This is a genomic window from Anabaena sp. WFMT (assembly GCF_051781005.1).
Classification (GTDB): domain Bacteria; phylum Cyanobacteriota; class Cyanobacteriia; order Cyanobacteriales; family Nostocaceae; genus Anabaena.
In genome coordinates this window covers 39670-63170 of the sequence record NZ_JBPWOA010000005.1, presented here as the reverse complement: position 1 = coordinate 63170, position 23501 = coordinate 39670, and the positions used below count along the sequence as shown (strand labels likewise).

The 23501-nt window shown below is 36.9% G+C and carries 22 protein-coding genes and 2 pseudogenes; 10 read left to right on the top strand and 14 right to left on the bottom strand.

What is annotated here, in order from left to right; translation table 11 throughout:
- Nucleotides 1–32 precede the first annotated feature (32 nt).
- From ACSQ6I_RS04250 to ACSQ6I_RS04240, 3 genes and pseudogenes are all read left to right on the top strand, one after another.
- Nucleotides 33–326 (top strand): annotated as a pseudogene (locus ACSQ6I_RS04250) (transposase); the annotation flags it as partial.
- A 161-nt stretch (nucleotides 327–487) separates the two neighbouring features.
- Nucleotides 488–1067, top strand: a pseudogene (locus ACSQ6I_RS04245) (transposase); the annotation flags it as partial.
- Nucleotides 1068–1263: 196 nt separating this feature from the next.
- Complete coding sequence (locus ACSQ6I_RS04240) at nucleotides 1264–1527, top strand: hypothetical protein (RefSeq protein WP_438889089.1); 264 nt, start codon at nucleotides 1264–1266, stop codon at nucleotides 1525–1527.
- A 26-nt stretch (nucleotides 1528–1553) separates the two neighbouring features.
- Here ACSQ6I_RS04240 and ACSQ6I_RS04235 read toward each other — a convergent pair whose 3' ends face one another.
- From ACSQ6I_RS04235 to ACSQ6I_RS04215, 5 genes are all read right to left on the bottom strand, one after another.
- Nucleotides 1554–2342: an ABC transporter permease gene (locus tag ACSQ6I_RS04235; protein ID WP_438889219.1), complete on the bottom strand. Its 789-nt coding sequence runs from the start codon at nucleotides 2340–2342 to the stop codon at nucleotides 1554–1556.
- A 341-nt stretch (nucleotides 2343–2683) separates the two neighbouring features.
- Entirely contained in the window at nucleotides 2684–3664 is a 981-nt protein-coding gene (locus ACSQ6I_RS04230; protein WP_438889088.1) for an ABC transporter ATP-binding protein, read from the bottom strand.
- Between the two features lie 171 nt (nucleotides 3665–3835).
- Complete coding sequence (locus tag ACSQ6I_RS04225) at nucleotides 3836–5482, bottom strand: AAA-like domain-containing protein (RefSeq protein ID WP_438889087.1); 1647 nt, start codon at nucleotides 5480–5482, stop codon at nucleotides 3836–3838.
- A 199-nt stretch (nucleotides 5483–5681) separates the two neighbouring features.
- A complete protein-coding gene (locus ACSQ6I_RS04220; RefSeq protein WP_438889085.1) occupies nucleotides 5682–7328 on the bottom strand; it encodes an ABC1 kinase family protein in 1647 nt (548 codons plus the stop codon).
- Between the two features lie 332 nt (nucleotides 7329–7660).
- Nucleotides 7661–8725, bottom strand: a complete 1065-nt coding sequence (locus tag ACSQ6I_RS04215) for a mannose-1-phosphate guanylyltransferase (RefSeq protein ID WP_438889084.1) — start codon at nucleotides 8723–8725, stop codon at nucleotides 7661–7663.
- Between the two features lie 115 nt (nucleotides 8726–8840).
- Here ACSQ6I_RS04215 and ACSQ6I_RS04210 point away from each other — a divergent pair, with 115 nt between their 5' ends.
- Nucleotides 8841–10346, top strand: a complete 1506-nt coding sequence (locus tag ACSQ6I_RS04210; RefSeq protein WP_438889083.1) for an LCP family protein — start codon at nucleotides 8841–8843, stop codon at nucleotides 10344–10346.
- 87 nt (nucleotides 10347–10433) lie between these two features.
- Nucleotides 10434–10940 carry a pentapeptide repeat-containing protein gene (locus ACSQ6I_RS04205; RefSeq protein WP_438889081.1) on the top strand — a complete coding sequence of 169 codons (507 nt, stop codon included), beginning with the start codon at nucleotides 10434–10436 and terminating at the stop codon, nucleotides 10938–10940.
- A gap of 119 nt (nucleotides 10941–11059) precedes the next feature.
- Here ACSQ6I_RS04205 and ACSQ6I_RS04200 read toward each other — a convergent pair whose 3' ends face one another.
- On the bottom strand, nucleotides 11060–11413 hold the full coding sequence (locus tag ACSQ6I_RS04200; RefSeq protein WP_438889080.1) for a hypothetical protein: 354 nt from the start codon (nucleotides 11411–11413) through the stop codon (nucleotides 11060–11062).
- A gap of 270 nt (nucleotides 11414–11683) precedes the next feature.
- On the opposite strand from ACSQ6I_RS04200, the gene murJ reads away from it, so the two are divergent.
- Nucleotides 11684–13288: a murein biosynthesis integral membrane protein MurJ gene (murJ, locus tag ACSQ6I_RS04195; protein ID WP_438889079.1), complete on the top strand. Its 1605-nt coding sequence runs from the start codon at nucleotides 11684–11686 to the stop codon at nucleotides 13286–13288.
- Between the two features lie 2 nt (nucleotides 13289–13290).
- Here the strand turns inward: murJ and ACSQ6I_RS04190 are convergent, their stop codons facing one another.
- The 3 genes from ACSQ6I_RS04190 to ACSQ6I_RS04180 are packed head-to-tail and all read right to left on the bottom strand — an operon-like array spanning nucleotide 13291 to nucleotide 14771.
- Nucleotides 13291–14274 (bottom strand): DUF2726 domain-containing protein, encoded by a 984-nt coding sequence (locus ACSQ6I_RS04190; RefSeq protein ID WP_438889077.1) that lies wholly within the window; start codon nucleotides 14272–14274, stop codon nucleotides 13291–13293.
- A 20-nt stretch (nucleotides 14275–14294) separates the two neighbouring features.
- Complete coding sequence (locus ACSQ6I_RS04185; RefSeq protein ID WP_438889076.1) at nucleotides 14295–14513, bottom strand: type II toxin-antitoxin system HicB family antitoxin; 219 nt, start codon at nucleotides 14511–14513, stop codon at nucleotides 14295–14297.
- Nucleotides 14514–14519: 6 nt separating this feature from the next.
- Nucleotides 14520–14771, bottom strand: a complete 252-nt coding sequence (locus ACSQ6I_RS04180; protein ID WP_438889075.1) for a type II toxin-antitoxin system HicA family toxin — start codon at nucleotides 14769–14771, stop codon at nucleotides 14520–14522.
- A gap of 136 nt (nucleotides 14772–14907) precedes the next feature.
- On the opposite strand from ACSQ6I_RS04180, the gene ACSQ6I_RS04175 reads away from it, so the two are divergent.
- Together ACSQ6I_RS04175 and ACSQ6I_RS04170 are read left to right on the top strand one after the other, a co-directional pair.
- A complete protein-coding gene (locus ACSQ6I_RS04175) occupies nucleotides 14908–15498 on the top strand; it encodes a Uma2 family endonuclease (RefSeq protein ID WP_438889074.1) in 591 nt (196 codons plus the stop codon).
- Between the two features lie 187 nt (nucleotides 15499–15685).
- Complete coding sequence (locus ACSQ6I_RS04170) at nucleotides 15686–16915, top strand: damage-control phosphatase ARMT1 family protein (RefSeq protein WP_438889073.1); 1230 nt, start codon at nucleotides 15686–15688, stop codon at nucleotides 16913–16915.
- 207 nt (nucleotides 16916–17122) lie between these two features.
- Here ACSQ6I_RS04170 and ACSQ6I_RS04165 read toward each other — a convergent pair whose 3' ends face one another.
- Both ACSQ6I_RS04165 and ACSQ6I_RS04160 read right to left on the bottom strand, forming a co-directional pair.
- Nucleotides 17123–18193, bottom strand: coding sequence for a mechanosensitive ion channel family protein (locus tag ACSQ6I_RS04165; RefSeq protein ID WP_438889072.1), 1071 nt, complete (start codon nucleotides 18191–18193; stop codon nucleotides 17123–17125).
- A gap of 236 nt (nucleotides 18194–18429) precedes the next feature.
- A complete protein-coding gene (locus ACSQ6I_RS04160) occupies nucleotides 18430–19413 on the bottom strand; it encodes a mechanosensitive ion channel family protein (RefSeq protein ID WP_438889071.1) in 984 nt (327 codons plus the stop codon).
- A 429-nt stretch (nucleotides 19414–19842) separates the two neighbouring features.
- On the opposite strand from ACSQ6I_RS04160, the gene ACSQ6I_RS04155 reads away from it, so the two are divergent.
- A complete protein-coding gene (locus ACSQ6I_RS04155; RefSeq protein WP_438889069.1) occupies nucleotides 19843–21411 on the top strand; it encodes a metallophosphoesterase family protein in 1569 nt (522 codons plus the stop codon).
- Nucleotides 21375–22130 (top strand): class I SAM-dependent methyltransferase, encoded by a 756-nt coding sequence (locus ACSQ6I_RS04150; RefSeq protein WP_438889068.1) that lies wholly within the window; start codon nucleotides 21375–21377, stop codon nucleotides 22128–22130. The genes ACSQ6I_RS04155 and ACSQ6I_RS04150 overlap by 37 nt, the downstream gene beginning before the upstream one ends.
- 128 nt (nucleotides 22131–22258) lie before the next feature.
- On the opposite strand, the gene ACSQ6I_RS04145 is transcribed toward ACSQ6I_RS04150, so the two are convergent.
- The 3 genes from ACSQ6I_RS04145 to ACSQ6I_RS04135 form a co-directional block, all read right to left on the bottom strand.
- Nucleotides 22259–22450, bottom strand: a complete 192-nt coding sequence (locus tag ACSQ6I_RS04145) for a YqaE/Pmp3 family membrane protein (protein ID WP_438889067.1) — start codon at nucleotides 22448–22450, stop codon at nucleotides 22259–22261.
- 98 nt (nucleotides 22451–22548) lie between these two features.
- Nucleotides 22549–22926 (bottom strand): phage holin family protein, encoded by a 378-nt coding sequence (locus ACSQ6I_RS04140; RefSeq protein WP_438889218.1) that lies wholly within the window; start codon nucleotides 22924–22926, stop codon nucleotides 22549–22551.
- A 135-nt stretch (nucleotides 22927–23061) separates the two neighbouring features.
- Nucleotides 23062–23388, bottom strand: a complete 327-nt coding sequence (locus ACSQ6I_RS04135) for a 2Fe-2S iron-sulfur cluster-binding protein (protein WP_438889066.1) — start codon at nucleotides 23386–23388, stop codon at nucleotides 23062–23064.
- Nucleotides 23389–23501 lie beyond the last annotated feature (113 nt).

Sequence of the window (23501 nt, the reverse complement as noted above, 5' to 3'; positions counted from 1 at the left end):
CTCCTCTGCATGAAATAAATCTTATCCCCCTTATGGTCAAAAAAGCAGATATCAGCACCAAAAAACTAATCAGCCTCGCACCCAAAAATTGGGTAAAATGGGTGACACAAATCGCCGATATTACCACAGGAGAAATCCTCAATTCAGAATTCCAATGGATAAGCCGGGAAAGCGATGTCTTAGTTAAAGCCACCAGTCCCCAATACGGTGAATTTCTCGTACTCAACAAGTTACAATTACGATATAAGTCATAAATGCCTAAGCGAATGCGGGCTTATGCGGCACTAACAGAGGAAAAATATAATCTTCCCACTTACCCGGTATTATACTGCAAACGGGTGAAATCTGGACTTATGTCATACTGAGCGTAACGTAGTGAAGTGTTCGCGAAGCGTCTCGTAGAGAAGTATCTCGGAGATTCTTCACTTCGTATGGCTAACGCCACGCTGCGCTATCAGAATGACACGTTTAACCCGTGTTTAGTATAATTAACATTCTCAAAGAAAGCGAAATAGAAATTCCTACCCGCTACGAATCAGAATTTGCTGGTTTTCAAGCGTGTCAAGACTACCGGGTAATAAATCTTTGGGAAGTTGATGTTGAAGTGGCTTTGAGTCAACCCATTACCCATTCCTTCACTACTTCCCTTTGTACCAATTCTCAAAGGTGGTGGAGAAGAATCGACAGTCAGACAAGCATTACAAATGCTCCGCGCAGATGAGCATTTGAGCCAATTAGAAACAGTCATGGCTTTTTTTGCTACCTTCGTATTAGATAGCGCCTTAGTACAGCAAATAATGAGGTGGGATATGGCAATATTACGAGAGTCTCCTTGGTATCAGCAGATTTTGAAAGAAGGTGAAAAACTGGGTGAACAAAGAGGTGAAAAACGGGGTATATTGTCAGCAATTGAACTAAGTTTAGAAGTAAAATTTGGTACTAAAGGTTTACAACTAATGCCTATAATCTCCCAAGTTGCCGATTTAGAACAATTAAAAACTATTCAAAGAGGCATTATGACTATAAATACTCTCGATGAATTGCGGGAATTTATGCGGATAAATTAAACCGCTGTATGTATCCTATTTGATTTGTGAAAATCGAAATGGTGGAATTCCCAACTTTTTCAAGGAGTAGGGAATTTTGTAGGAAAATTTATACCATTTAAAGAGGTATACTAACTGTAAATATTTTCTTTCTTATTGGAAAAAATAAAACTTATCCAGGTGAGATTTAGATAAATTATTGAGGTGGAGGATAACGGTGTTAGAAAAATCATTCTTCTATCAGGAAATTCTGCACAAAGGTATAGAAGAAGGACGGCTCAAAGAAAGGCTGTCAGGGATTGAGTTGGCTTTAGATGTTAAATTCGGTGCTGAAGGTTTAGAACTAATGCCAGAAATATCACAAATTTCTAATTTAGAACTATTAAGGACTATTCAGAAAGGGGTTCTCACTATAAATAGTCTAGAGGAATTACAAGAAATAGTTCAAAGTATTCAGACATCACTAAATGAAATGATTTAATCTGAAAACTCTTAATTATGAATTATTTATGCTCCCATTCCTGAATATCTCTTTAATCCTGCACGCCATAATAAGCGATTTGCACCCATAAATACTAGCAACCAACCCAAAATTGACAAAAATCCTCTTGTTAAGTCAACAGGTAAACCTACGAGAATACTTGCAGGAAAATGAATTAAATAGGGAAAAGGTGTAAACATCACTACGTTTCGCACAGCTTCAGGAAAAACTTCTAAAGGTGCAATCATACCTGACAAAAATAGAAAAAACAAAAACCAAAAACTTTCTAAAGCTGTGGCTCTTTCTGTCCAAAAAGAGAACATAGCAAAAGTGTACTGAATGAGAAATCTTAAAGCAAAAGCCAGTACCGCAGCTAAAGTAAACAGTAATAAATTAGGTAAAGTCGGCAACCAAAAAGCCTGAGGATATAATAAAAAAAATAATCCTATTAAGAGAAATACAAAAGGCATTCTGGCAAATCTTTCAGCAACATGACCCGCAAGATGATGAAAGCCTGGATCTATTGGTTGTAATAATCGTGGAGAAAGTTTACCTTCTACCACCTCTTTTTCAAAATCAAAAATTACCCAAACAACGGTCATTTGTCTGACTAGAAAAACGGCGAAAAAGTAACGTGCAAAATCTATAGATGTGAGATTAAACTGCCCTCCTTGAGCCGCTTTTATCCATACACCCATGAGAATAATTGGTAAAGAACCAGACAAAATCCACAATACTAGCTCTGAGCGATACTCAAGCATATAAGCATAGTAGACTGAAAGCAAAGTCAGAGCTTTTCTAATCATTCGTTTTATATTCATTACAAAAATTCAATTTCCCTAATGTTTAATTTTTTGAGGACTTACGCAAAAAAACTCTCAAACTTTTATAGCGGTTCTCGGTTGGATGCAATACGATCAAGGGCGGGGAGACCTACAGGCTGGTGATGAAAAACTTTATCTCTCTGTATTCTCTCTTGGAGGGTGTTTGAAAAGTTTTGGGTGGTGATTTTAGACACTCAATGATCCTCCCTAACCCCCCTTAACAAGTCCCGCTAAGGAGGATTTAGGAGGATCTAAAGTTTTTAATACATCAGCAACCACTTTTCAAACATCCTCTTATGAGTTTTTCCATAACTTGTGTATAAGTTCTGTTTTCAAACGAAACCATTCTGAAAAACTCGTCCAATTACTTCTTCTACAGGTGGTTCTGTTACTGTTAAATCAATGACTTCCAAATCAGCTAAAATTTGTGATACGGTGCTGGTAAGTGCGGCTCTCTGGACTATAAAACGCACTGCTCTTCCTTCTAAAAGTTGGATATCTCCATAAGACATAAGTTTTTCGGCTGGTAGAGGTTGGGCTAATTCAACATAAATTTCTCGGTAAGGTGCAAAGTTTTCTAAAAGTTCATCTAAGCTGCCATCATACATCAGCTTTCCTTGGTGAATTAATAGCACCCGTTGACATAAAGCTGTGATATCTGCCATGTAATGACTTGTCAATAATACTGTTGCTTGATACAGCTGATTGTAATTTCTTAAAAAGTCGCGGACACTCACTTGAGCATTTACATCTAGTCCTAAAGTTGGTTCATCTAAAAATAAAACTTGGGGACGGTGTAAAAGTGCTGCTAACAGTTCGGCTTTCATGCGTTCACCGAGTGATAGCTTGCGGACTGGTTGGTTCAGCTTACCTTCTAAAGAAAGCATTTCTGTTAATTCACCAACTCGATGCTGAAATTCTCTATCAGAAATGTTATAAACTGCGGCGTTAATTCTTAAGGAATCTAATGCTGGTAAGTCCCAAATTAATTGTTGTTTTTGCCCCATTACTAGGGTGATTTTTTGCAGAAATGCTTCTTGGCGACGAAAAGGTATATGTCCGGCAACTCTGACTGTACCGCTAGAAGGATGAATTAAGCCTGTGAGCATTTTCAAGGTGGTAGTTTTACCCGCACCGTTGGGGCCTAAAAAACCAACTACTTCACCGGGAGCGATTTCAAAAGAAACATCTTGAACGGCTTTAATTGAACGATAAGTCCGCTGAAAAAAGTGGGTAAGGGTTCCGCGAATACCAGGCTCTTTAATAGCTACTGGGTAGTATTTACTTAGATTTTCTGCTATGATAATTGACATAAAAAATTATTTCCTTTTACCTTGTGCCTTCTACTTTTTAGTTTCTGCCTCCTACTAAGGATTGCACAGATGGTGTTCAGTAAGTTTCGCTCTAGGGGAATCGTTTTTTACTAATTCTTGATTATACTGTAAATAATTCCTCACCTAATTATTAAAATTAATATAGAAGTATCATTTATAACCTAAGTCGCAATAACAAAATTGTGAACTCAAAATAGTGCGATCGCGCCCCACTTGCTTGGCTTGATATAGTGCTTGATCAGCTGCTTCAAATAATTCCTTTAAACCAAGAGAGGCTTGCGGGATAATACAGGCAATTCCTAAACTAATTGTTACTTTTGCTATATTTATTTCTTGACTACATTGAGTGAAGTTAGGAATTTTAATTTCCCATAATTTGACTTTTTCTCTAATTTCTTCTGCAATTATTATCGCTCCTTTAGAGTCAGTTTGTGGTAAAATTACAACAAATTCTTCACCACCATAACGAGCAACTAAATCATCTGGTCGTTTGATTACTGAATTAATTGCTTGAGCAACTTGACTTAAACAATCATCTCCAGCTTGATGTCCATAAGTATCATTAAAAAGTTTAAATTTATCTATATCTGCTAATATCAAGGCTATGGGTTCTTGGGTATGTTTCATCCTTTCCCATTCTAATTGGAAGCGATTATCAAAATACCTCCGGTTAGCAATTTGAGTCAGTGTATCAATATTCAATAAAAATTTTAGTTTTTCATTTTCTTCTTCTAGTTGTTCTAAACGAATAGAAGTATTATTTTCTGCTATTAAGTTTTCTTTTTGGAAAAATAAACGATACATTTCACAAGCAGGTTGAAAATTATCACTTCCTAATTTTTTAATAAGTCCCAAACTATCTAATCTATAAATTAAATTTGCAGATATATGGGTAGGTTTTTGGGAATTTATGATTTTATCAAAAGCTACGGATAGTTCTTGATTACTTTGTAATATAGTCAATAAATATCTTAAATGATTGCTATAAATGCCGTTGTAGCTGATAGCTGTTGCTAGTAGTTCTGGAAAAGAAATTTTTTGTTGCTGGATATGATATAAAGCTAGATGAATTAAATAAGGATGTCCACCAATAAGATCCATTAATTGTTTTACAGCACTAGTATCAAACCAATTCAGGTCATGTCGTCTAGCGAATTCTGTTACTTGCTCTGCATTAAATTCTGGTATTTTTAAGCATAACCCCACATTAAATGGAGATTGGTTGACATTTAAAGGAATATAAACTTCTGTAGTGTGAATTACTACCAGACGCAATTTTTGCCAAATTTTAGTTTGTTTAGCTTTTTCATGCCAACTTCTTAACAAAGGCAAAAAATCCTTAGCAATGTGCAGATGTTCAAAAATATAATTGACTTCATTCAGAACTAAAACTAATGGACTCTGAATTTGTTTTAATAAATAGCTCTCAAAATAAATTGAAGCACTAACTTTACTGCCGATGTCCTCATCCCAATAATCGTTTAGATTTGGTGTTAGGGACAACTGACGAGCAACATTCATGCAAAACCAGCGTAAAAATTTGTTAAGACTAGTAAAAATCAGGCTATCTGCCTGTTGAAAATCTATATTCACTATTATGTATCCTTGATTCATGGCTTGGTGAATTAACCGTAACATCAAGGAACTTTTGCCCATGTTGTAAGATGCTCTAATGCGTAGTAATCCTCCTGGTTTGGTCAACTCTGTATAAGCATCTTTTTCAATTGGAGGACGTTCAATATAAAATCGGGAATTGAATGGTAGGGGATCACCAGGTAAAAGGATATTTTCCTCCATCTAGAACATACCTTTTTGATTTAACATGAATATTTATTTCTCAACAAGATTAATGTAGTATTTTATACATAAAGTCTAAAGTAATGATTTAAGTATAATTATCTAAGTAATCTGAGCTTATATAAGCTCGTTGTGAAAATTATATATATAAGTTAACATTTGCCATCGGGTACTGCCCACCTTAGCTGAGTGAATTTAGTTACCTTAAACGCCCTGAGCGTAAAATACTGATAATTAACCACAATCCTAATAGACTGGCAGCAGCAAATAGGACGCTACTGACGTAAGATAGCTGAGATGTTGTAGCTCGGCTGGAGATCATGGCTGCACCCATAATCAGGGAACCGACTAAAATGCTAAAAGAAAGACGGTTAGCTGCGTCGTCCATTGTCCGACGTACACCGTCTAGCCCTTGTAGTGATAAGTTCCACTGTAGGGTTTCTGATGTGACACGATCTAATAAGAGTTCAATTTGTCTGGGAGATTGCAGGGAGAGACTTTTGATGTCTAAAGCGGTGCGTAAGAGCGATCGCACTGGACTCTCTCCTAATAACTGACGACTAAACAAGTCTGTAATTAATGGCTTGATTTCATCAAATAAGTTCACCTCTGGGTTGAAGGTTCGCGCTACCCCTTCTAAATTAGCTAAGGTTTTGGCATACAAACCCATATTGCTGGGTAAGCGAATTTTATTATTGCGGGCAATTTGTAAAATTTCATAAATTACCCGACTGAAATTTATATCAGTCAAGCTGGCATTGTAATACTTCCGCAACATTCGGTCATAGTCATTTTCTAACTTCGCTAAAATTACTGGTTGAGCAGAATCTGATAGTTGCAAAGTTAACTGAGCGCACCTCTGAGCATCTAAATCGACGATCGCTAACAACATTTCTGTTAAAATTTGCTGAGTGCGGGGATCAAGTCTGCCCACCATGCCACAGTCTAAGAGTGCAACACGCCCATCTATGAGATAAAACAAGTTGCCTGGATGGGGATCAGCATGAAAGAAACCATCAATATATATTTGTTGAAAAAATACCCGAAACAGTAAAGTAGTGATCGCTTTCCGTGCGGGAATTAGGTTTTGAGGGTTGTGAATGATACTTAAATCAGCCGATAGTATGGGAACTCCATCTAGCCATTCCATCACCAGTAACTTTTCTGTAGTTAAATGCCAGTTAATTTCTGCAACTACTATTTGTGTGGGATCATACCAACGACTTGCAGATAAATTACGCCGCAGTTGATCTGTAAAACCTGCTTCTCGTTTAAAATCTAACTCGGCTTCTAGGGCTTTAGTAAATTCTTCCGCAATAGATTTGATATCGTAATTTTGCCCAAAATCAGTCCGAGCTACCAAATCCGCGATACCTTGAATTAAGGCAATATCTTGGGCAATGGTGATATCGATCCCCGGTCTTTGCACTTTCAGAGCTACTTCTTTACCATCTGCTAAAGTAGCGCGATGGGTTTGGGCAATTGATCCCGCAGCTACAGGGACATGATTAACTGTGCGGAAAGTCTCTTCTAGTGGACGTTTTAGCTGTTTACGGATTACTAGTTCTACTTCAGACCAAGGAACTGGAGGTACTTCATCTTGTAGAGTTGACAGTTCTTCAATGTAGGCAGCGCTGAGTAAATCTGGACGGGTGGAAAGCAGCTGACCGAGTTTGACATAAACTGGCCCCAAATCCACCAAAATATTTTTTAATACCGCAGGTGTAGGTAGTTGGGGTTCATCGGTTTTGCCACCAGTCAGCAAACTTCGCATATAGTCCCAGCCGTTGCGGAGGACTACTTCAATAATTTCTCGTTGTCGGGGTACAGTTTGGGTTAAAAACATTTTCTAGGGATTGGTGATTGGTGATTGGTGATGATGAGGGAGAGAGAGTATTGATATTACTGAATTCTGACTCCTGACTCCTTGCCCTGAGCGTTCACGTAGTGTGTCGAAGACAAGTCGATAGCGTAGCGTGGCGTTTAGCCATAGGGCTGACTCCTGAATTCTGCTGTATATATATTTTTTTGTTAAACAAAACATAAATTTAATGATGATCCCCTTGAATAAAGGCTCAAAATCATTGATTAACTTAAATGCCACAGAATACAATGGACAGTCTAGTTATAATTGAAAACAAAACTTTTGAGCCTCTACCAAGGGTTTTAACTTTTACATCATAGTAAGTCAGTAAATCGGGGATCGCTTTGTAGGGTTTTGAGAATCTGCTTGATATCTTGAGTGCGTTCCTTCTTAACTATCAGGGTAACATTGCGATCGCGCACAATCACCACATCCTCTAGCCCAATAGTCACAACTACATCATCTGGATTGGAGGCATAAACAACAGCCCCTTGGGTATCTAGCCCAATATGGGTAGCTAATTCCACATTAGGATTATCTGCTTTTTGATGTAAGCGAGCGATCGCATTCCAGTCCCCTAAATCATCCCAACCAAAGTCCACCGGTAAAACATATGCTAGACTTGTTTTTTCCATCAGCGCATAATCTATACTTTTTTTAGGCAACAGGGGATAAATATCAGGCCCTTTTTGTTCTAAGGGTTCGAGAATTTCTGGAGCATGGGTACGCAGTTCTTCTAGAACCACACCAGCCCGAAACACGAACATACCGCTATTCCAGCTAAACCGTCCCGTAGATAAAAAAGTCTCCGCCGTTTCCCGGTTGGGCTTTTCAGTAAAGCGGTTGACGTGATAAGCTGGCAAATCATTAAAGCTATCAATCTTTTCACCTTGTTCAATGTAGCCGTAACCAGTTGACGGGAAAGTAGGCTTGATCCCCAAAGTGACAATCGCTGCTGTGCTAGTCGCCAGTTGGGTCGCAGCATTTAAGGTGTGTGCAAACACCTCTTGATCAGCAATCCAGTGGTCTGCCGGGAAAAAGCCAATTACAGCGTCTTCACCGTAACGCTTTTTAATTTCCAAACTTGTCCAAGCAACTGCGGCGGCGGTGTCTCTTCCTTCTAATTCGATCAGCAAATTTTGCTTAGGCAGATCGGGTAATTGTTGTCGTACTCCTTCAGCTATTTGACTAGAAGTTATCACCCACAGGTTATTCCAACCACCTGCGAGTGTTAGCAATCTATCAGCAGTTGCTTGCAGTAGGCTTCTAGAACTACCATCGAGACTTAAAAATTGCTTGGGTCTGTCTTGGCGACTGAGAGGCCAAAAACGCTCACCTTTACCGCCAGCAAGAATTACAGGAATCAGTGAATTATTCATAGGGTCATATACACCTATTGCAGAACAATACAAGTGTACAGTGAGCTTCTACTCTGGCAAGATTTGCAACTTGCATTAACATACCTTTAGGGAGTGGTTGAGTGGGGAGAGAATTGTGATTAAACAAGTTCAATGGTCAGACAATCAAGTCATACCTCAGCAAGTACCAGCTTCAGGTCAAGAGGTAAGACCGCAACAATTTCAAAGAACTGAACCTCAGATACCTGACCCAATACCCGGCAGCGCAGGGCAAGAAGTCAGACCAAAACAGCCAGTTAATCCCCTTAACGTCGTCGATTCAGTGGGCGCTATCCCCCATGAACTCTATGATCGCTTAGGGTTGACAATGCCACGCTGGCTATTGTGGATACTCACTTTTGTTGTTGGCATCATTTTATCTGGGTTACTAGTATCAACTCTGGCACTGTGGACTCCTCTGTGGAGTAATTTAGATCAAGCCAAAGATGATGATTTTGGATCTACTACGAATAAAGATCAGGTAAAAGTACCTGGGGATTTATGGAGAAAACTTTCCCAGTACCAACTATCAAAACCCATGAATATTTTAGTGATGGGAATTGAACCAGTTAAGGGTACTGTTGATGGTTCACCAGAAAGTTTTGCTGGTAGCAGCGATACCATGTTGCTGATTCGACTCAATCCCAGCGATAAATCTATTCGGGTACTTTCGATTCCGAGAGGAACGATGATCTCAATCCCAGAACAGGGATTAACTAAAGTATCAGAAGCTAATGCCAAAGGTGGGCCAGTACTAGCCGCAAGGGTAGTAAGTCGGACTTTAAGCAATGCCCCCATAGATCGCTATATTCGCATCTCTACCAGTGGCTTGCGGCAATTAGTTGAACAGCTGGGTGGGGTAGATGTATTTGTACCCCAACCGATGAATTATCAAGATAAATCTGGTGGTTTATCAGTGAATTTAGGCAGTGGTTGGCAAAGTCTCAATGGTGAACAAGCAGAACAGTTTGCTCGTTTCCGTGACTCAAATGTCGGGGATATACCAAGAGTACAGCGGCAACAAGCACTGATCACAGCTTTGCTGCAACGCCTCAATAGTCCCACAGTTTTACCCAGATTGCCCCAACTAACTCGCATAATGCGGAAGTATTTTGACACCAACCTAAAAATGGAAGAAATGATGGCATTGGCGAATTTTTCCGTGAATGTAGAACGGGATAATTTCCAAATGGCTATGTTACCTGGTACGTTCAGCAAATTCAGCAAAGACCCCAATAGTTATTGGTTGAATATGACTGGACAACAAAGCTTATTGAATGATTATGTTGGGGTGAATGTACCTGGTCTAAAAACTGATTCTCGTCCAGTTTCTCGCCTCAAAATTGCTATTCAAAATGCTTCCAATCAACCTCAATTAACTGAAAAAGTTATTACCTATCTCAAATCAAAAGGTTTTACAAATATTTACACAGTTCCTGATTGGCCTGATACCCAACGCCAAACACAGATAATTGTCCAGAAAGGAAATCCACAACCAGGAGTTGACCTACAAGAAGTTTTAGGCTTGGGTCAAATCGAGGTTTCTGCAAATGGAGATTTAGAATCTGATCTCACCATTCGGATTGGGAAAGATTGGAAATAGTAATTAGTCATTGGTCATTGGTCATTAGTGAAAAAAACAACTGACTATTGACCATTGATTAATAAAAATTGATAATTAATTAAGTTTATGAAAAAGATTTTGTTGAGATTTTTAACTTTAATATTGATTTTAATGTTGGCTTTTTTCTGGGTAATTATCAATCCTAAACCAGCTTTTGCTCAAGTCAACACAATTAACTATAACAATGCCTCTTTAGAAAATCGTGACTTTTCTTACACTGATTTAGTAGGTGGGACTTTTGTAGCAGCAGAAATGCGAGGGGCAAATTTTCAAGGGGCAAATTTAAGCAACGCAATTTTAACTAAAGGTGTTTTGTTAAAAGCAAATTTAGCAGATGCAAATTTAACAGGTGCTTTAGTTGATAGAGTGACCTTAGATGGTGCTAATCTAAAAAACGCCATCTTCACAGAAGCAACTTTAACCCGTAGCCGTTTTTATGATGCAGATATTACTGGTGCTGATTTTACAGATGCTTTGATTGACCGTTATCAAGTGTCATTGTTGTGTGAACGGGCAGATGGTGTTAATCCTGTAACAGGTGTTTCGACACGCGATAGTTTGGGGTGTAGGTAGTGGTGTTATACAACTATGTGTGGCAACAAACTTTTTTTTATAATTTAAGATATGCTTAAAATCTCTTGCTTTTAGGGAAAGGTTTAGAAGGTAACTTCTTGTTTTAGGCATCTAACTAATTAGATAGATTCAGGGTCAGCACCCATAAATCCTACTTTAATTCCAGCAGCTTTCAAAGCTGTGACAGCTTGACTATGTATGAAAAGTAATATTATCAAAGATAAAAGCGGTATAAATAAGCAAACAAAAAGGAAAATCATTAAGACAATTGACAACTTGAGAGATTTTCCCAAATTGTACAATGCAAATATCTGGAAACCTACTGCTGCAAAGTATATAGGCAAAACTATGGAAGTATTGTTAATAGTCAATCTAATTAAGTTGGCAAGTATGGCAACTAGGATAGACCATAAAAGTAACTTGTGATACTGGGCAATTTTTCTTAACTCTGGAGTTGTATAGGTTATGCTCATAAACTATTTAATTTAGTGCAGTACACAGTCTGGCAATCTCCTAGATTTTAAGAAGAGTGAATCACAAACTTATGTAGATGTATACTTTAGCATAAAAGCAATAGGCAAGTTAACCCTGTTCTGTCACTCTCGGAAAACAATAATCAAATTTATCTTTTGTAACTCTGATTTCATCAAAGCACAATTTTTCAAAAGTTACCTGACAGATGTTAGGATTTTAGGTTAAATATTCTCAGATATTCGCTCTGCAAGAGTTTTCGGGTATTATTAGTGACACAATCAGAACAAAAACCATCTCGTTCTTTCGCTGGCATTGCTGGTATTGTTGCCGCAGCGACGTTAATTAGTAAAATCTTTGGTTTAGTAAGACAACAAGCCATAGCGGCTGCTTTTGGTGTTGGTGCTGCTGCGACTGCTTACAGTTATGCCTACATTATCCCCGGCTTTCTGTTAATTTTACTAGGTGGTGTCAATGGTCCCCTTCATAGTGCCATTGTTAGCGTTTTAGCCAAGCGCAAACGAGAAGAAGCCGCACCTTTAGTAGAAACAGTCACAACCATAGTTGGTGGGTTGCTGTTGGTGGTGACAGTTGCTCAGATTTTCTTGGCAGAACCAATCATTGATATAGTTGGGTATGGGTTAGAGCCTACCACGAGAGCGATCGCAATTCGTCAACTGCAAATAATGGCTCCCATGGCCTTATTTTCTGGTTTAATAGGGATTGGGTTTGGTACTCTCAACGCCGCAAATCAATATTGGTTACTTTCCATAAGTCCTTTATTGTCTAGTATTACCGTAATTGCAGGCATTGGTATTTTAACTTTGCAATATGGCAAAGATATCATCAAGCCAGAATTCGCTTTAATCGGTGGCATGGTCTTAGCTTGGGGAACCTTAGCAGGTGCGATTCTCCAATGGGTAGTACAATTAATTGTGCAGTGGCGGTTAGGTTTAGGAACATTAAAACTGAGATTTGATTTTAAATCTCCCGCAGTTCAAGAAGTAATTAAAATCATGACTCCGGCAACAATTTCTTCAGGAATGATGCCGATTAATGTTGCCACAGATTTATATTTTGCCAGTCCCATTAAAGGTGCAGCAGCAGGTTTTAACTATGCCAATTTATTAGTACAAACTCCCTTGGGTATTATTTCTAATATTATTTTACTGCCATTATTACCCATATTTGCAAAATTAGCAGAACCAGAAAACTGGCCAGATTTAAAATTACGCATTCGTCAAGGACTTTTATTAACTGCTGTGACGATGCTACCTTTGGGTGCTTTAATGATAGCTTTATCTGAGCCAATTGTGCAGGTAATTTATCAACGAGGAGCATTTAAACAAGAAGCTACACAGTTAGTATCTTCTCTATTAGTTGCCTATGGAATTGGGATGTTTGTCTATTTAGCGCGTGATGTTTTAGTCAGAGTATTTTATGCTTTAGGTGATGGACAAACACCTTTTAAAATTAGCATTTTTAATATTTTACTCAATGCTGGTTTAGATTTTGTTTTGGTTAAGCCTTTTGGCGCTCCTGGTTTGGTATTAGCTACAGTTGGGGTAAATTGTAGTTCAATATTAATGTTGTTGTGGTTGCTAAATCGTAAATTAAACGGTTTACCTTTGCGGGAATGGAGTTTACCAATTCTGGGTTTAACTGCGGGGGGCTTTGTCGCTGGGGTTGCAAGTTATGGGACTTTGGTTGCTTGTCAGCAGGTTTTGGGAAATAAGGGTTTAGTTATTTTATTGGTTGAGTTGTCTATTTCTGGTTTGGTAGGAATTGGGGTGTTTGCGGTTGTTGCTGCTTGGTTGAGAATACCGGAAGTGAATAGTTTTGTGGTGAAGATGCGGCTGAAGTTTTTGAAGAGGTAGATTTAAGAGATAGGTTTGCTGAAATTAGGACTTACGCAGTGTATCAGAAAAATGAACCACGAAGATACGAAGGAAAGGGGGTTGCAGAGAAATTTTGAGTAAGTCCTGAAATTTCTATTTTTTATTTCTTTATTGAAGAAACTTCGGAATCTCATATTTTTTTCTATTTCTTGCTTTGTTAAACCTATAAGTTTACCACTCTGATATTTAAAAAGTTCATTAGCAATATTTAAGAGTGCTAATTCTTCACATAACTCATATGCAGAAATAGCAGAAAAATTAACTGACTTACATTCAGCAAACCCAACAATATATCGTCCATTATTAAGTGGTAATATGGCTAATGTTGCCCAAGCGACTTCATCAATGCTATGTCCTTTAATTTTGATTGGAAGGTAGGTTGTACAAAGCTTTTCTTTATAGATTTTATGTATGTAAAGTGCCGATTGTGCAAAAGGGTCTTGACCGATGAATGAAAACCAACAGAACGGTTCATCATCTGGAATTAAACCTTTTTCTTGGCCTTCATAAAAGGCTTTTTCTAAAAACCAGGTTTCAACAAGCCAGCCAGCTAAAGAGTCAAAATTTCCTGCAAAAATTGAACGTCTATTAATTTTTGGAAAATTACCAATTTCTTTAAGAAAATCAGCATTTATTCTAAATAGCGGAATTTCAAACTTCTTACATATTGAATTTTTGAGTTTATCTCTTCTGATATACTCTCTATCTTGTTCATGTGCTTCTTCATCAAATTCTATTACAAACTTTGGATCAAAATCTTTTACAGTGGTAATAACAAAATCAAAATGAGCTTGCAGTGCGTATTTGTACTCTTCATTACTTATCCCACTATTCTCAATTTCTACAACATCAGCTATCCTAATTTTTGGATATACCTCGGCCTCATATTTGGAAGCCACTTTTTTCAATTCTTCATTTGTAGCTATTTCGTATCGGTTTACAAGTAATTTTTTCTTTCGCTTCATAGTTATATTTATACAGATATTTAAGCTATTTGGTAAATTGCAGGTCGATATTTAGCTTCAGGAATTGGTTTACCTTCTAATGTTGCAGTTTCTAACCATGCTGTTTTTGCTTTTAAAACTTCACTTAATGCTTCTTCTTCTGTTAAACCAAATGCAGAACAGTATTTTAAATCAGGAATATCAGCTATGTAACCATCATCTTCTTGACTATAGAAGATGTTGATATGATAATGTTTCATACTTACTTAATCCTCCAAAGATAGTCCATATTCTTCAATCAAACTCAAAAATTGACGAACTTGATAGGGAACAGCTTTGCCATTCCGATTCTGTAGGTTCACAAGTTCAGTAAGATTTGGATGATTAAAAATGTGGTGGCTGCCGTTAACCCGTGATAAAGAAAATCCAAATGCTTCAACTAAAGCCACCAATTCATTAAATTGAATATTCTTAGAACCAGAAATGATTTTTTCTAATAACTTACGTTTTTTCGACATTTTTAAAATCCTATCATATTTATAACCTCTAGCTATACAAATTCAAAGCACTAACAAAAATGAATTTACATAATCATAACATTTTAATATGATAGAATATCACCAATATCACAATAATTAACTCCCTGTTGATATTATGCAAACACAAACCCGGTACTACACCCCAGAAGAATATCTAGAACTAGAAGAGAAAGCAGAATATAAAAGTGAATACCGCGACGGAGAAATTGTACCCATGACTGGAGGAACAACAAATCATAATAAAATTGCTCTTAATTTCGCGGCTGCTTTAAAATACGGCTTAAAAAAGAAAAATTATGATGTTTATATTGGTGATGTGCGGTTGTGGATACCGCGTTATCGTCAATATACTTACCCGGATGTGATGGTAATTCAAGGAGAACCTATTTACACGGGAGCAAATACAACTACAGTGATGAATCCGTTATTAATTGCGGAAGTTTCATCGAAATCAACTAGTAATTATGACCAAAGTGATAAGTTTCTTTATTATCGGTCAATTCCTGAATTTCAAGAATATATTTTAATCAATCAATATCAACATCATGTTATGCAGTATGTAAAAACAGATGATTGTAAATGGATATTCACAGAATATGAATATGAATCTGAATCGGATATTTTAAAATTGCAAACAATAGATTTTCAAATTGATTTTAGTGATTTGTATGAACAAGTTAATTTTAACCAAAGCATTGAGGAATGATGATTCCACGTTGTTAGTTATGTAGTTTAGACTGGTAATAGGTGATAAAATCCTGATCTTAATCCTGGAAATCATGATATGGCTAACGCCACGCTACGCTATCAGACAATTTCTCTAACTAGCAACTTACATAAGTAATAAAATCAGGTTAGAATAACTAAAAATTAATGCGAGATAGTAGTTTTTAGTGAATAAACCTCAAATACCTAATTTACCACTACCAGCGTCACTCGTAGGTGCAGATGCTGGATCTTTTACTGAGTATACAGTTACTCAACGGATGCCGGATATTGCTCGTCGTGTGATTATAGAAAATCAATTCCCCACGGAAATCAATCAAGGCTTGGAAAAACTAGCAGCAGAACTACCAAGCGGCTATTTACAACCTTTAATAGATGATTCTAGTGTAGATTTTAACGATTGGAATAAATATATAGAACCATATAAAGGTCTGCGTTGGGTAGATATACCTTGGTTTGTTGCAGAAACTTATTTTTATCGTCTTATTCTCAATATAACTAATTACTTTCAACCAGGAGAATGGCAAAGTGTTGACCCATTTGGGTTACAAAAAATTCAAGGTTTAGAAACATCAATTGATTCTATTATTTCTTTGTGTACTCAAACGCAAGAATGGTTGAATGCATCACAGAAAGAAGATAAACCTAGTAAATCTTCTCTCATTGCTTTGTTGTATTTTGCATTGTGGGGAAATCGTGTTGACTTAAGTTTATGGTCAGCTTTTGAAGATGATAGGAGTCGTTTCAATATTCAGACTCAATTAAGTAATATCTTAGTAGATGATACATTTGCTATTACTAAGTTATTAACAAAATCGGAAGATAACTGCATTGATTTGGTTGTTGATAATGCTGGATTTGAGTTGATTTGTGATTTATGTTTGGTTGATTTTTTATTAGGTAGTGGTTTTGCAAGTCAGGTTTATCTGCATTTAAAACCGCATCCAACTTTTGTATCTGATGCAATGATTAAGGATGTGCATTATACTAAAAATTTTTTGATACAAAGTAGCAATATTCAAGTTCAATCTTTGGGACAGAGATTAACAGAAAATCTGGCTTCAGGTAGATTGGTTTTAACTGAAGATTATTTTTGGACTTCACCGTTAGCTTTTTGGGAAATACCAAAATCACTCAAAGATGAGTTAGGGAAGTCGAATTTAATGATTGTCAAAGGTGATGCTAATTATCGACGCTTGTTGGGAGATTTAAATTGGGATTTTACTACAAATTTTGCCGATATAGTTTCTTATTTACCTGCACCAATGGTAGCTTTACGTACTCTCAAGTCAGAAGTAGCAGCAGGTCTGAAATCAGACGTTATGGAAGAATTAGCTATAGTTGACCCTAATTGGTTAACAAATGGACAATGGGGTGTAATTCAGTTGGTAAACTAAGGTATTTATAAAGTTAAATTGGGGAGCATCCCAATTTTACAAAAACATCGAAAATTGTCATTTTGATAGCGCAGCGTGGCGTTAGCCATGCGAAACGGAGTGAAGCACAGAATCTCGCGAGATGCTAGAGCCTCCGGCACGCTCCGCGAACACTACGCTGCGCTCTGTTCAGCATGACACTAAACTTACACATTTGGGATGCTCCCGTTAAATTGTCATAGGAGACTCGACATACAGCGTCGGTTCTTGCATGGTAAATTCTATACCGTAAGTAAGCAGTTTTTTAGAGATAGCTTCATTTGCTAATTCTAGTAACCGCTTGCGGAAGTCGATGGAATTTTCATGTGAACCTAAAATAAAGAAACTGACTCTTGCACGCACTCCTGGTTGATTATCTTGGGGAAATAAATTAATTTTGGTACTGTTGGGGTCAATTCCAAATAGAGTATTTGTACTTTCTTTAATCACTTTTTCTAATAATGCTTCTTCAGGTTTTTCTAGTATGCGCGGAAAATCAAGATAAAGCAAAACCATTAACTTTTTACCTCTAGTGATATTCTCAATATCAACTTTTGCCATTACTGAATTAGGAACAATTACCAAGGTACTTTTAGCAGCAGTTCTGAGTTTGGTTGAACGCAAACCAATAGATTCTACACGAGCAAATAATGTGCCTTGAGAACTTAAATTGACGCGAATATATTCCCCAGGTACAAAAGGACGATCTAGATATAAAACCATTGTACCGAAAATCTGTTCTAGGGTACTTTGAGCCGCAAATGCAACTGCTATACCCCCAATACCTAAACCAGCAATTAGACCAATTAAATTAACATTCTGACTTTGAGCAAATGCTAAAGCTGCTATAAATCCAATTATGACATTGATAATTGTTTCTACAACGAGGAGTAATTCATCAACTTCCAAACCTACTTTGCGAATTAAATCAATTCCGTAAACGCGCAATAGCTGACGAAATAATCGAGATGATAAAGCTGCAAAACTGCTAATTAGTGATAAATCTAGGAAAAATTTTAGGAATTGATAAAATCCTGTATATTGTTGCAGTAAATTCAAAGATACAGAAACAAGAATTAAGGTTCCTGTGATTTTTATGAGATTTTCTAGAGGATCAATTAAGCTTTCATAAATCTTGGAGATTGATAGGGGTGAAAATTTATGAATAATTATTGTTAAAAGCTTAGGAGTATATTTACCAATCAGCAAAGATAGGAGAAAAAAGAAACAAAAAACTCCCAAACTGATAACCAATGACATAAGTGATTTTCTTACTTCTGCGTCAAATGGAAACCAATTTTGGATATCAACTAAAATCTGCATTTTTCTAATTTATATTGTAATTGATGCATCACAGGACTTACTCAACTGGCATATTAGTTTAGTAAGGTGCGTCAGACCTATAAACTGGTTATTATTAACAGATATATAACTTCTGACGCACCCTACAAGAGATATTAAATGTGATGTGATCATACAATCTGCATTTTACTTGTTTAAATTGTGATTGGTGCATCAATATTAACGGGTTCATGTGCAACTTCAAAATCAATACCAAATCCTTGAAGTTGCATGGTAATATTTTGTTTAGCGATATCTAGTAATTGATGACGCATATCCATACCTATTTCACCAGCACCGAGAATGAAAAAGCTAATTTGTGCCTGAGTAGTATAAGATTTACCCTCTTTTAAGATATCTTTAAAATTTACTTCGGTATTACGAGAATCAATACCAAATAAATCTTTGGTACTTTCTAAGATAACTTGACGGATCAAAGCTTTTTCATTTTCGTTGATTTTTTGAGTGAATTTCAAATAAATTAAGGAAACAACTTTTCTTCCTCCTGTGAAGTTTTCAATACTTAATTGGATGAGGGAATCATTGGGAACTATGGTTAAAGTTCCTTTGCCGGAATTGCGAATTTTAGTAGAACGTAAACCGATTGATTCTACTTTACCAAATGTACCATCGGGTAAGCCGATATAATCATCAACTACAAAAGGTCTGTCAATATAAATAACCACTCCACCTAATAATTGCTGTAAAGCTTGTTTGGCTGCAAAAGCAAAGGCTAATCCACCGATTCCTAAACTAGTTAATAAACCTAAAAGGTTGATTTGATGAGTTTGAGCAAAAACGCAGAATATGATAATACAGATTAATCCCTTGGCTATAATATTAATTACTACTAATAATTCACCATTTAGTTTTTGCTTGGTAGCTAATTCTAGCAAATAAAAATTAAATATTTGATCAAATAGCCGAGATGCTAATACACCGAATATAATTGATATTGATAAACCTAAGGGAATTTCTAAATATTTCAACCAACTTTCTTGGAAACCAATTAGGAATAATATATCCATTACCATTAGTAAAGAAACAAGTACTATCCATTTTTGGTAAGGTATAATAATTTGTTCATAAATTTTCTGACTTTGAGGAGATAGAAATAGATTAATAATGAATTCGTTCATGTTTTGTAATTAGGAAGGGACAATAATTTAGGTAGTTATGTCAATATTTGACAACTATGCAAAATTTGCCAAAGTTGTTTTTGGGTAATGTCATCTCAAATGATACTAAATAGTATTGCCCATAACTTTTTGTTACAGGAGTTACGGCTACAAGATTTCGAGAATACTTACTTATTCCCAGTAGATAAAGCTGAAAAACTTTTTCGTAGTTTCTATATATGTGGGGATTGTACCAAACGGATGACAGGAAACTGGATATATTTATTAAGAAAAGTATTTAAATACTTGAATATCATCCCTAAGACATAGGTAGAATTAGTATTAGATCCTAGTTTGTGTTACGCTACTAAGCGACATCACATAGGATGTGTGATTATCAAAAATTGATTAACTCGTTAGAATCAGCTTAGATGTTAGCTAATTTCAGCTATGAAATTGATTTTTGAGCCATCGGTTCCTGTCAAAATTCAAAAGATGAAGCAAAGGGTGCGATGGATGCATCCTAGTATTAAAGAACGGGGAATTGACCAAACCTCCATGATTCTAGATGATGGCAGGGAGGAAAGTCCAGATTTTTCGTTTATGGTAATTGGTGATAGTGGCACGAAATCCGATTATGGACAACATCCACAACGCCAAGTTATGGAAATGCTGCTGAGTCATCACGATGATTGTCGTTTTGTTTTACATACTGGGGATGTAGTTTATTTGGTAGGTTCTCGTGAATATTATCCGGCCAATTTTATTGAACCTTACCGCGAATTTATTGTAGGTGGTGAAAATCCAAAAAGTATTGCTTATGACCAAATGGTATTTAAATTACCCATTTTGCCAGTTTTGGGTAATCATGATTACTATGACGTGCCTTTGTTATATAGATTAGTAACTGGTTCTACCTTACCTCTGCGTAGGATGTTGCGTTACAAAGATATTGAGGTTGGTTGGCATGGTTCAAATCAAGGTGATGCTTATACAAGAGCATTTATTGATTATTTGGCAGGAATTTCTCCAACTGATTTAAAACGTCATTTGGATGAATATTATACGGCAAAAACTGATACAGGACGTTGTTTGCGTTACCAACCGGGAAATTTTACCCGTTTACCTAATCGGTATTATACGTTTCGTTATGGCGGAATTGATTTTTTTGCTCTCGATTCTAATACTTTTAATACACCAGCACCTTTACCGGGAAATGAAGCGGGAGATGTTTTCCGTCGGGAGTTGCTACAACGTCGTCAAGAATTAGAACGAGAAGAGTTGCAAATTTTGGCTGAGTGCGACAAACTTAATTCTGAAAATGCTGTAGAAGCTGAACAACTGGCTGATTTGGTTGCGAAGGTAGACCAACTTAACGAGGTCAAAATTGATATTGAGAAGCAATTAGAACCTCACACGAGTGCTGATGTGGATTTTGAACAACTTGATTGGTTGCGAAGTCGGTTGATTGAATCTTGGCATAGTTCAGATGTGCGGGGACGGGTAATATTTTTTCATCATCCACCTTATGTTACAGAAGCAACTAAGTGGCATCAAGGACAAACTTTAGCTGTACGTCATCGTTTGCGCGGAGTGTTTGAACAAGTAGCGGCAACTTTGGGTAATATAACTCAAGGTAGACCTGTTGTAGATGCGATTTTCAACGGTCACGCGCACTGTTTGGAACATCTGCGGACTGGGAATACAGGATATGCTGATTCTCACATTAACTATATTGTTTGTGGTGGGAGTGGCCGTCGTCCCCGTCGTCAACGTCAGGAGGGGAATGAATTGATGGAAACTTTTAGTGATGCTGCTGGTGTTTCGACTCGTAAAGTTGCAGATTCGTTGCTTTATGTGGGAAGGAGTGGTCACGGTTCCGAGAGGAGAAAACCTTATTCCTGCGTGCGGGTGGATGTAAAGGCAGGGTTTCCTGCTAAGTTTGTTGTTACACCACTAGTGACGGAACGGATTGAGGGAGAATGGTGCGATCGCTCTTTAGAACCTTTTATAATTTAATCATCATCATTTTTCTGAGTTGGGGAATCTTACTCACTTTCTCCAACCTCCCGACAGCAGCATCTACAGTTTACGAACAACGCCATAATCACAGCCATGATGGTATCGGTAAATACTACATGGGGCGAGAAATTGCTCAAGTTATGGGATATACAGGTGCAGGTTGGTTAGAAAGACCTAACCGGGAAGTAGAAGAACAGCCGAGTAAAATTGTCAATCTTCTCAATTTAAAACCTGATGATGTAGTTGCAGATATTGGTGCTGGTACAGGTTATTTAAGTTTTTTAATAGCCCCGTTATTACCACAAGGTAAAGTTTTAGCGGTAGATATTCAACCAGAAATGTTAGAGATTATTGATGATTTTAAACAACAGAAAAAAATTAATAATATTGAACCAATTTTAGCAACTTTAACTAATCCTAATTTACCTCCTGAAAGCATAAATTTAGCAATCATGGTAGATGCATATCATGAATTAGCATATCCTCAAGAAGTGATGCAAGGAATTGTACAAGCATTAAAACCAAGTGGTAGAGTAGTTTTAGTAGAATACCGGGGTGAAAATCCCTTGATTATGATTAAACGTCTACACAAAATGACTCAAAAACAAGTCAAAAAAGAAATGCAAACTGTGGGTTTAGTTTGGAAGGAAACCAAAAATTTATTACCTCAGCAGCATTTCATGGTATTTGAAAAAATAGGCTTGAATAATTCGTAATATTTCCTACGGATACCATCAGGCTGTACGTAATTTTAGGGTAGGGTTTGCTGAAAAGTAGAGACGTTCCATGGAATGTCTCTACAAAAGTTATAGAAAATGCATATTTAACTTCTGGAGAAGTCTAGTCATAAAGTTCTTTCCTCTCTATTAAGTCTTTCATCATGCTTGGTGATTACCCAAAGTGCATGAATACTACCAGGAAGCCAACCGAGAAGAGTTAGTAAAATGTTAATTATCAAAGTTGGACCAACACCAACTGTCATGAAGACACCTACTGGAGGTAAGAATAAACCAAGAAGCAAACGAGTTAATTTCATGGGATTTCTGCTATTTTTTAACTTTACTTACATTTATTGAGGAGACAAAATCTAACAATAAACTCTATCGAGAGATTTATCTCCAGCTTATTTCTAGATTAAGATTCAGTAGTTTTGCTTTGTAATTCCACATTCCTTTCCGCAAAATATTTACTGAGAAATGTATTAGCCAAAGATAGGACTACTGGCGCGAGAATAAAAGCGATTAGTCCTTGAACTCTAAACCCAGGAACTAAAACTGATGCTAACCAAAAGCAGATTCCGTTTACGACTAAGGAAAATCCACCTAAAGTTAAGAATGTCAATGGTAAAGATAGTGTTGTGATAATTGGTTTCACTGAACTATTAATCAAACCAATCACTAAACCTGCAATTAAAGCTGCGGGAAAATTAGCAATATCCACTCCGGGGAAAATGATATCGACAATTAACAAACTTAACGCTGTAGCGAGTGTGGTTATGAATATTCCCCACATTATTTTCACCTCTTTTATGGTCATTTAATCCTATTTTGGCGTAAAATTCAAGTTTTTACATCTGGTTTTAGATAGAATTAGGCTATACCGAAAGGAGGATTTTTTTAACGCGGAGGTACGCGGAGAGTTTTTCAATTATTCTGGTTTGTAGTAGAGGGAGGATTTATATAAGGTTTGTTCTTGGTGTGTTTCTAATACGCAATCAGATAAGGGATATGTTACACAGGTAATGACATAACCAGCTTGGATTTCCTGGGGACGGAGAAATTTTTGCTCACTTTGATCAATTTCACCGCTAATGAGTTTAGCTACACAAGCTGAACATTCTCCTTGTTTACAGCCAGATGGTATACGAATACCTTTTTCTTCTGCTATATCAATTATATATTGATCTTCGGGTACTTGAATTGTGCAATCTAATCCTAGTTTTTCGTTGATTAATCTCACTTGATAAGTAGTCATATCAATTTTGGTGTTGTTAGGTGAAGATATGATTTTTTTTGCACGCAGAGACGCAGAGACGCAGAGAGAATAAAGAAAAACTTTCTTTGCGTCTTTGCGCCTTTGCGTGAGGT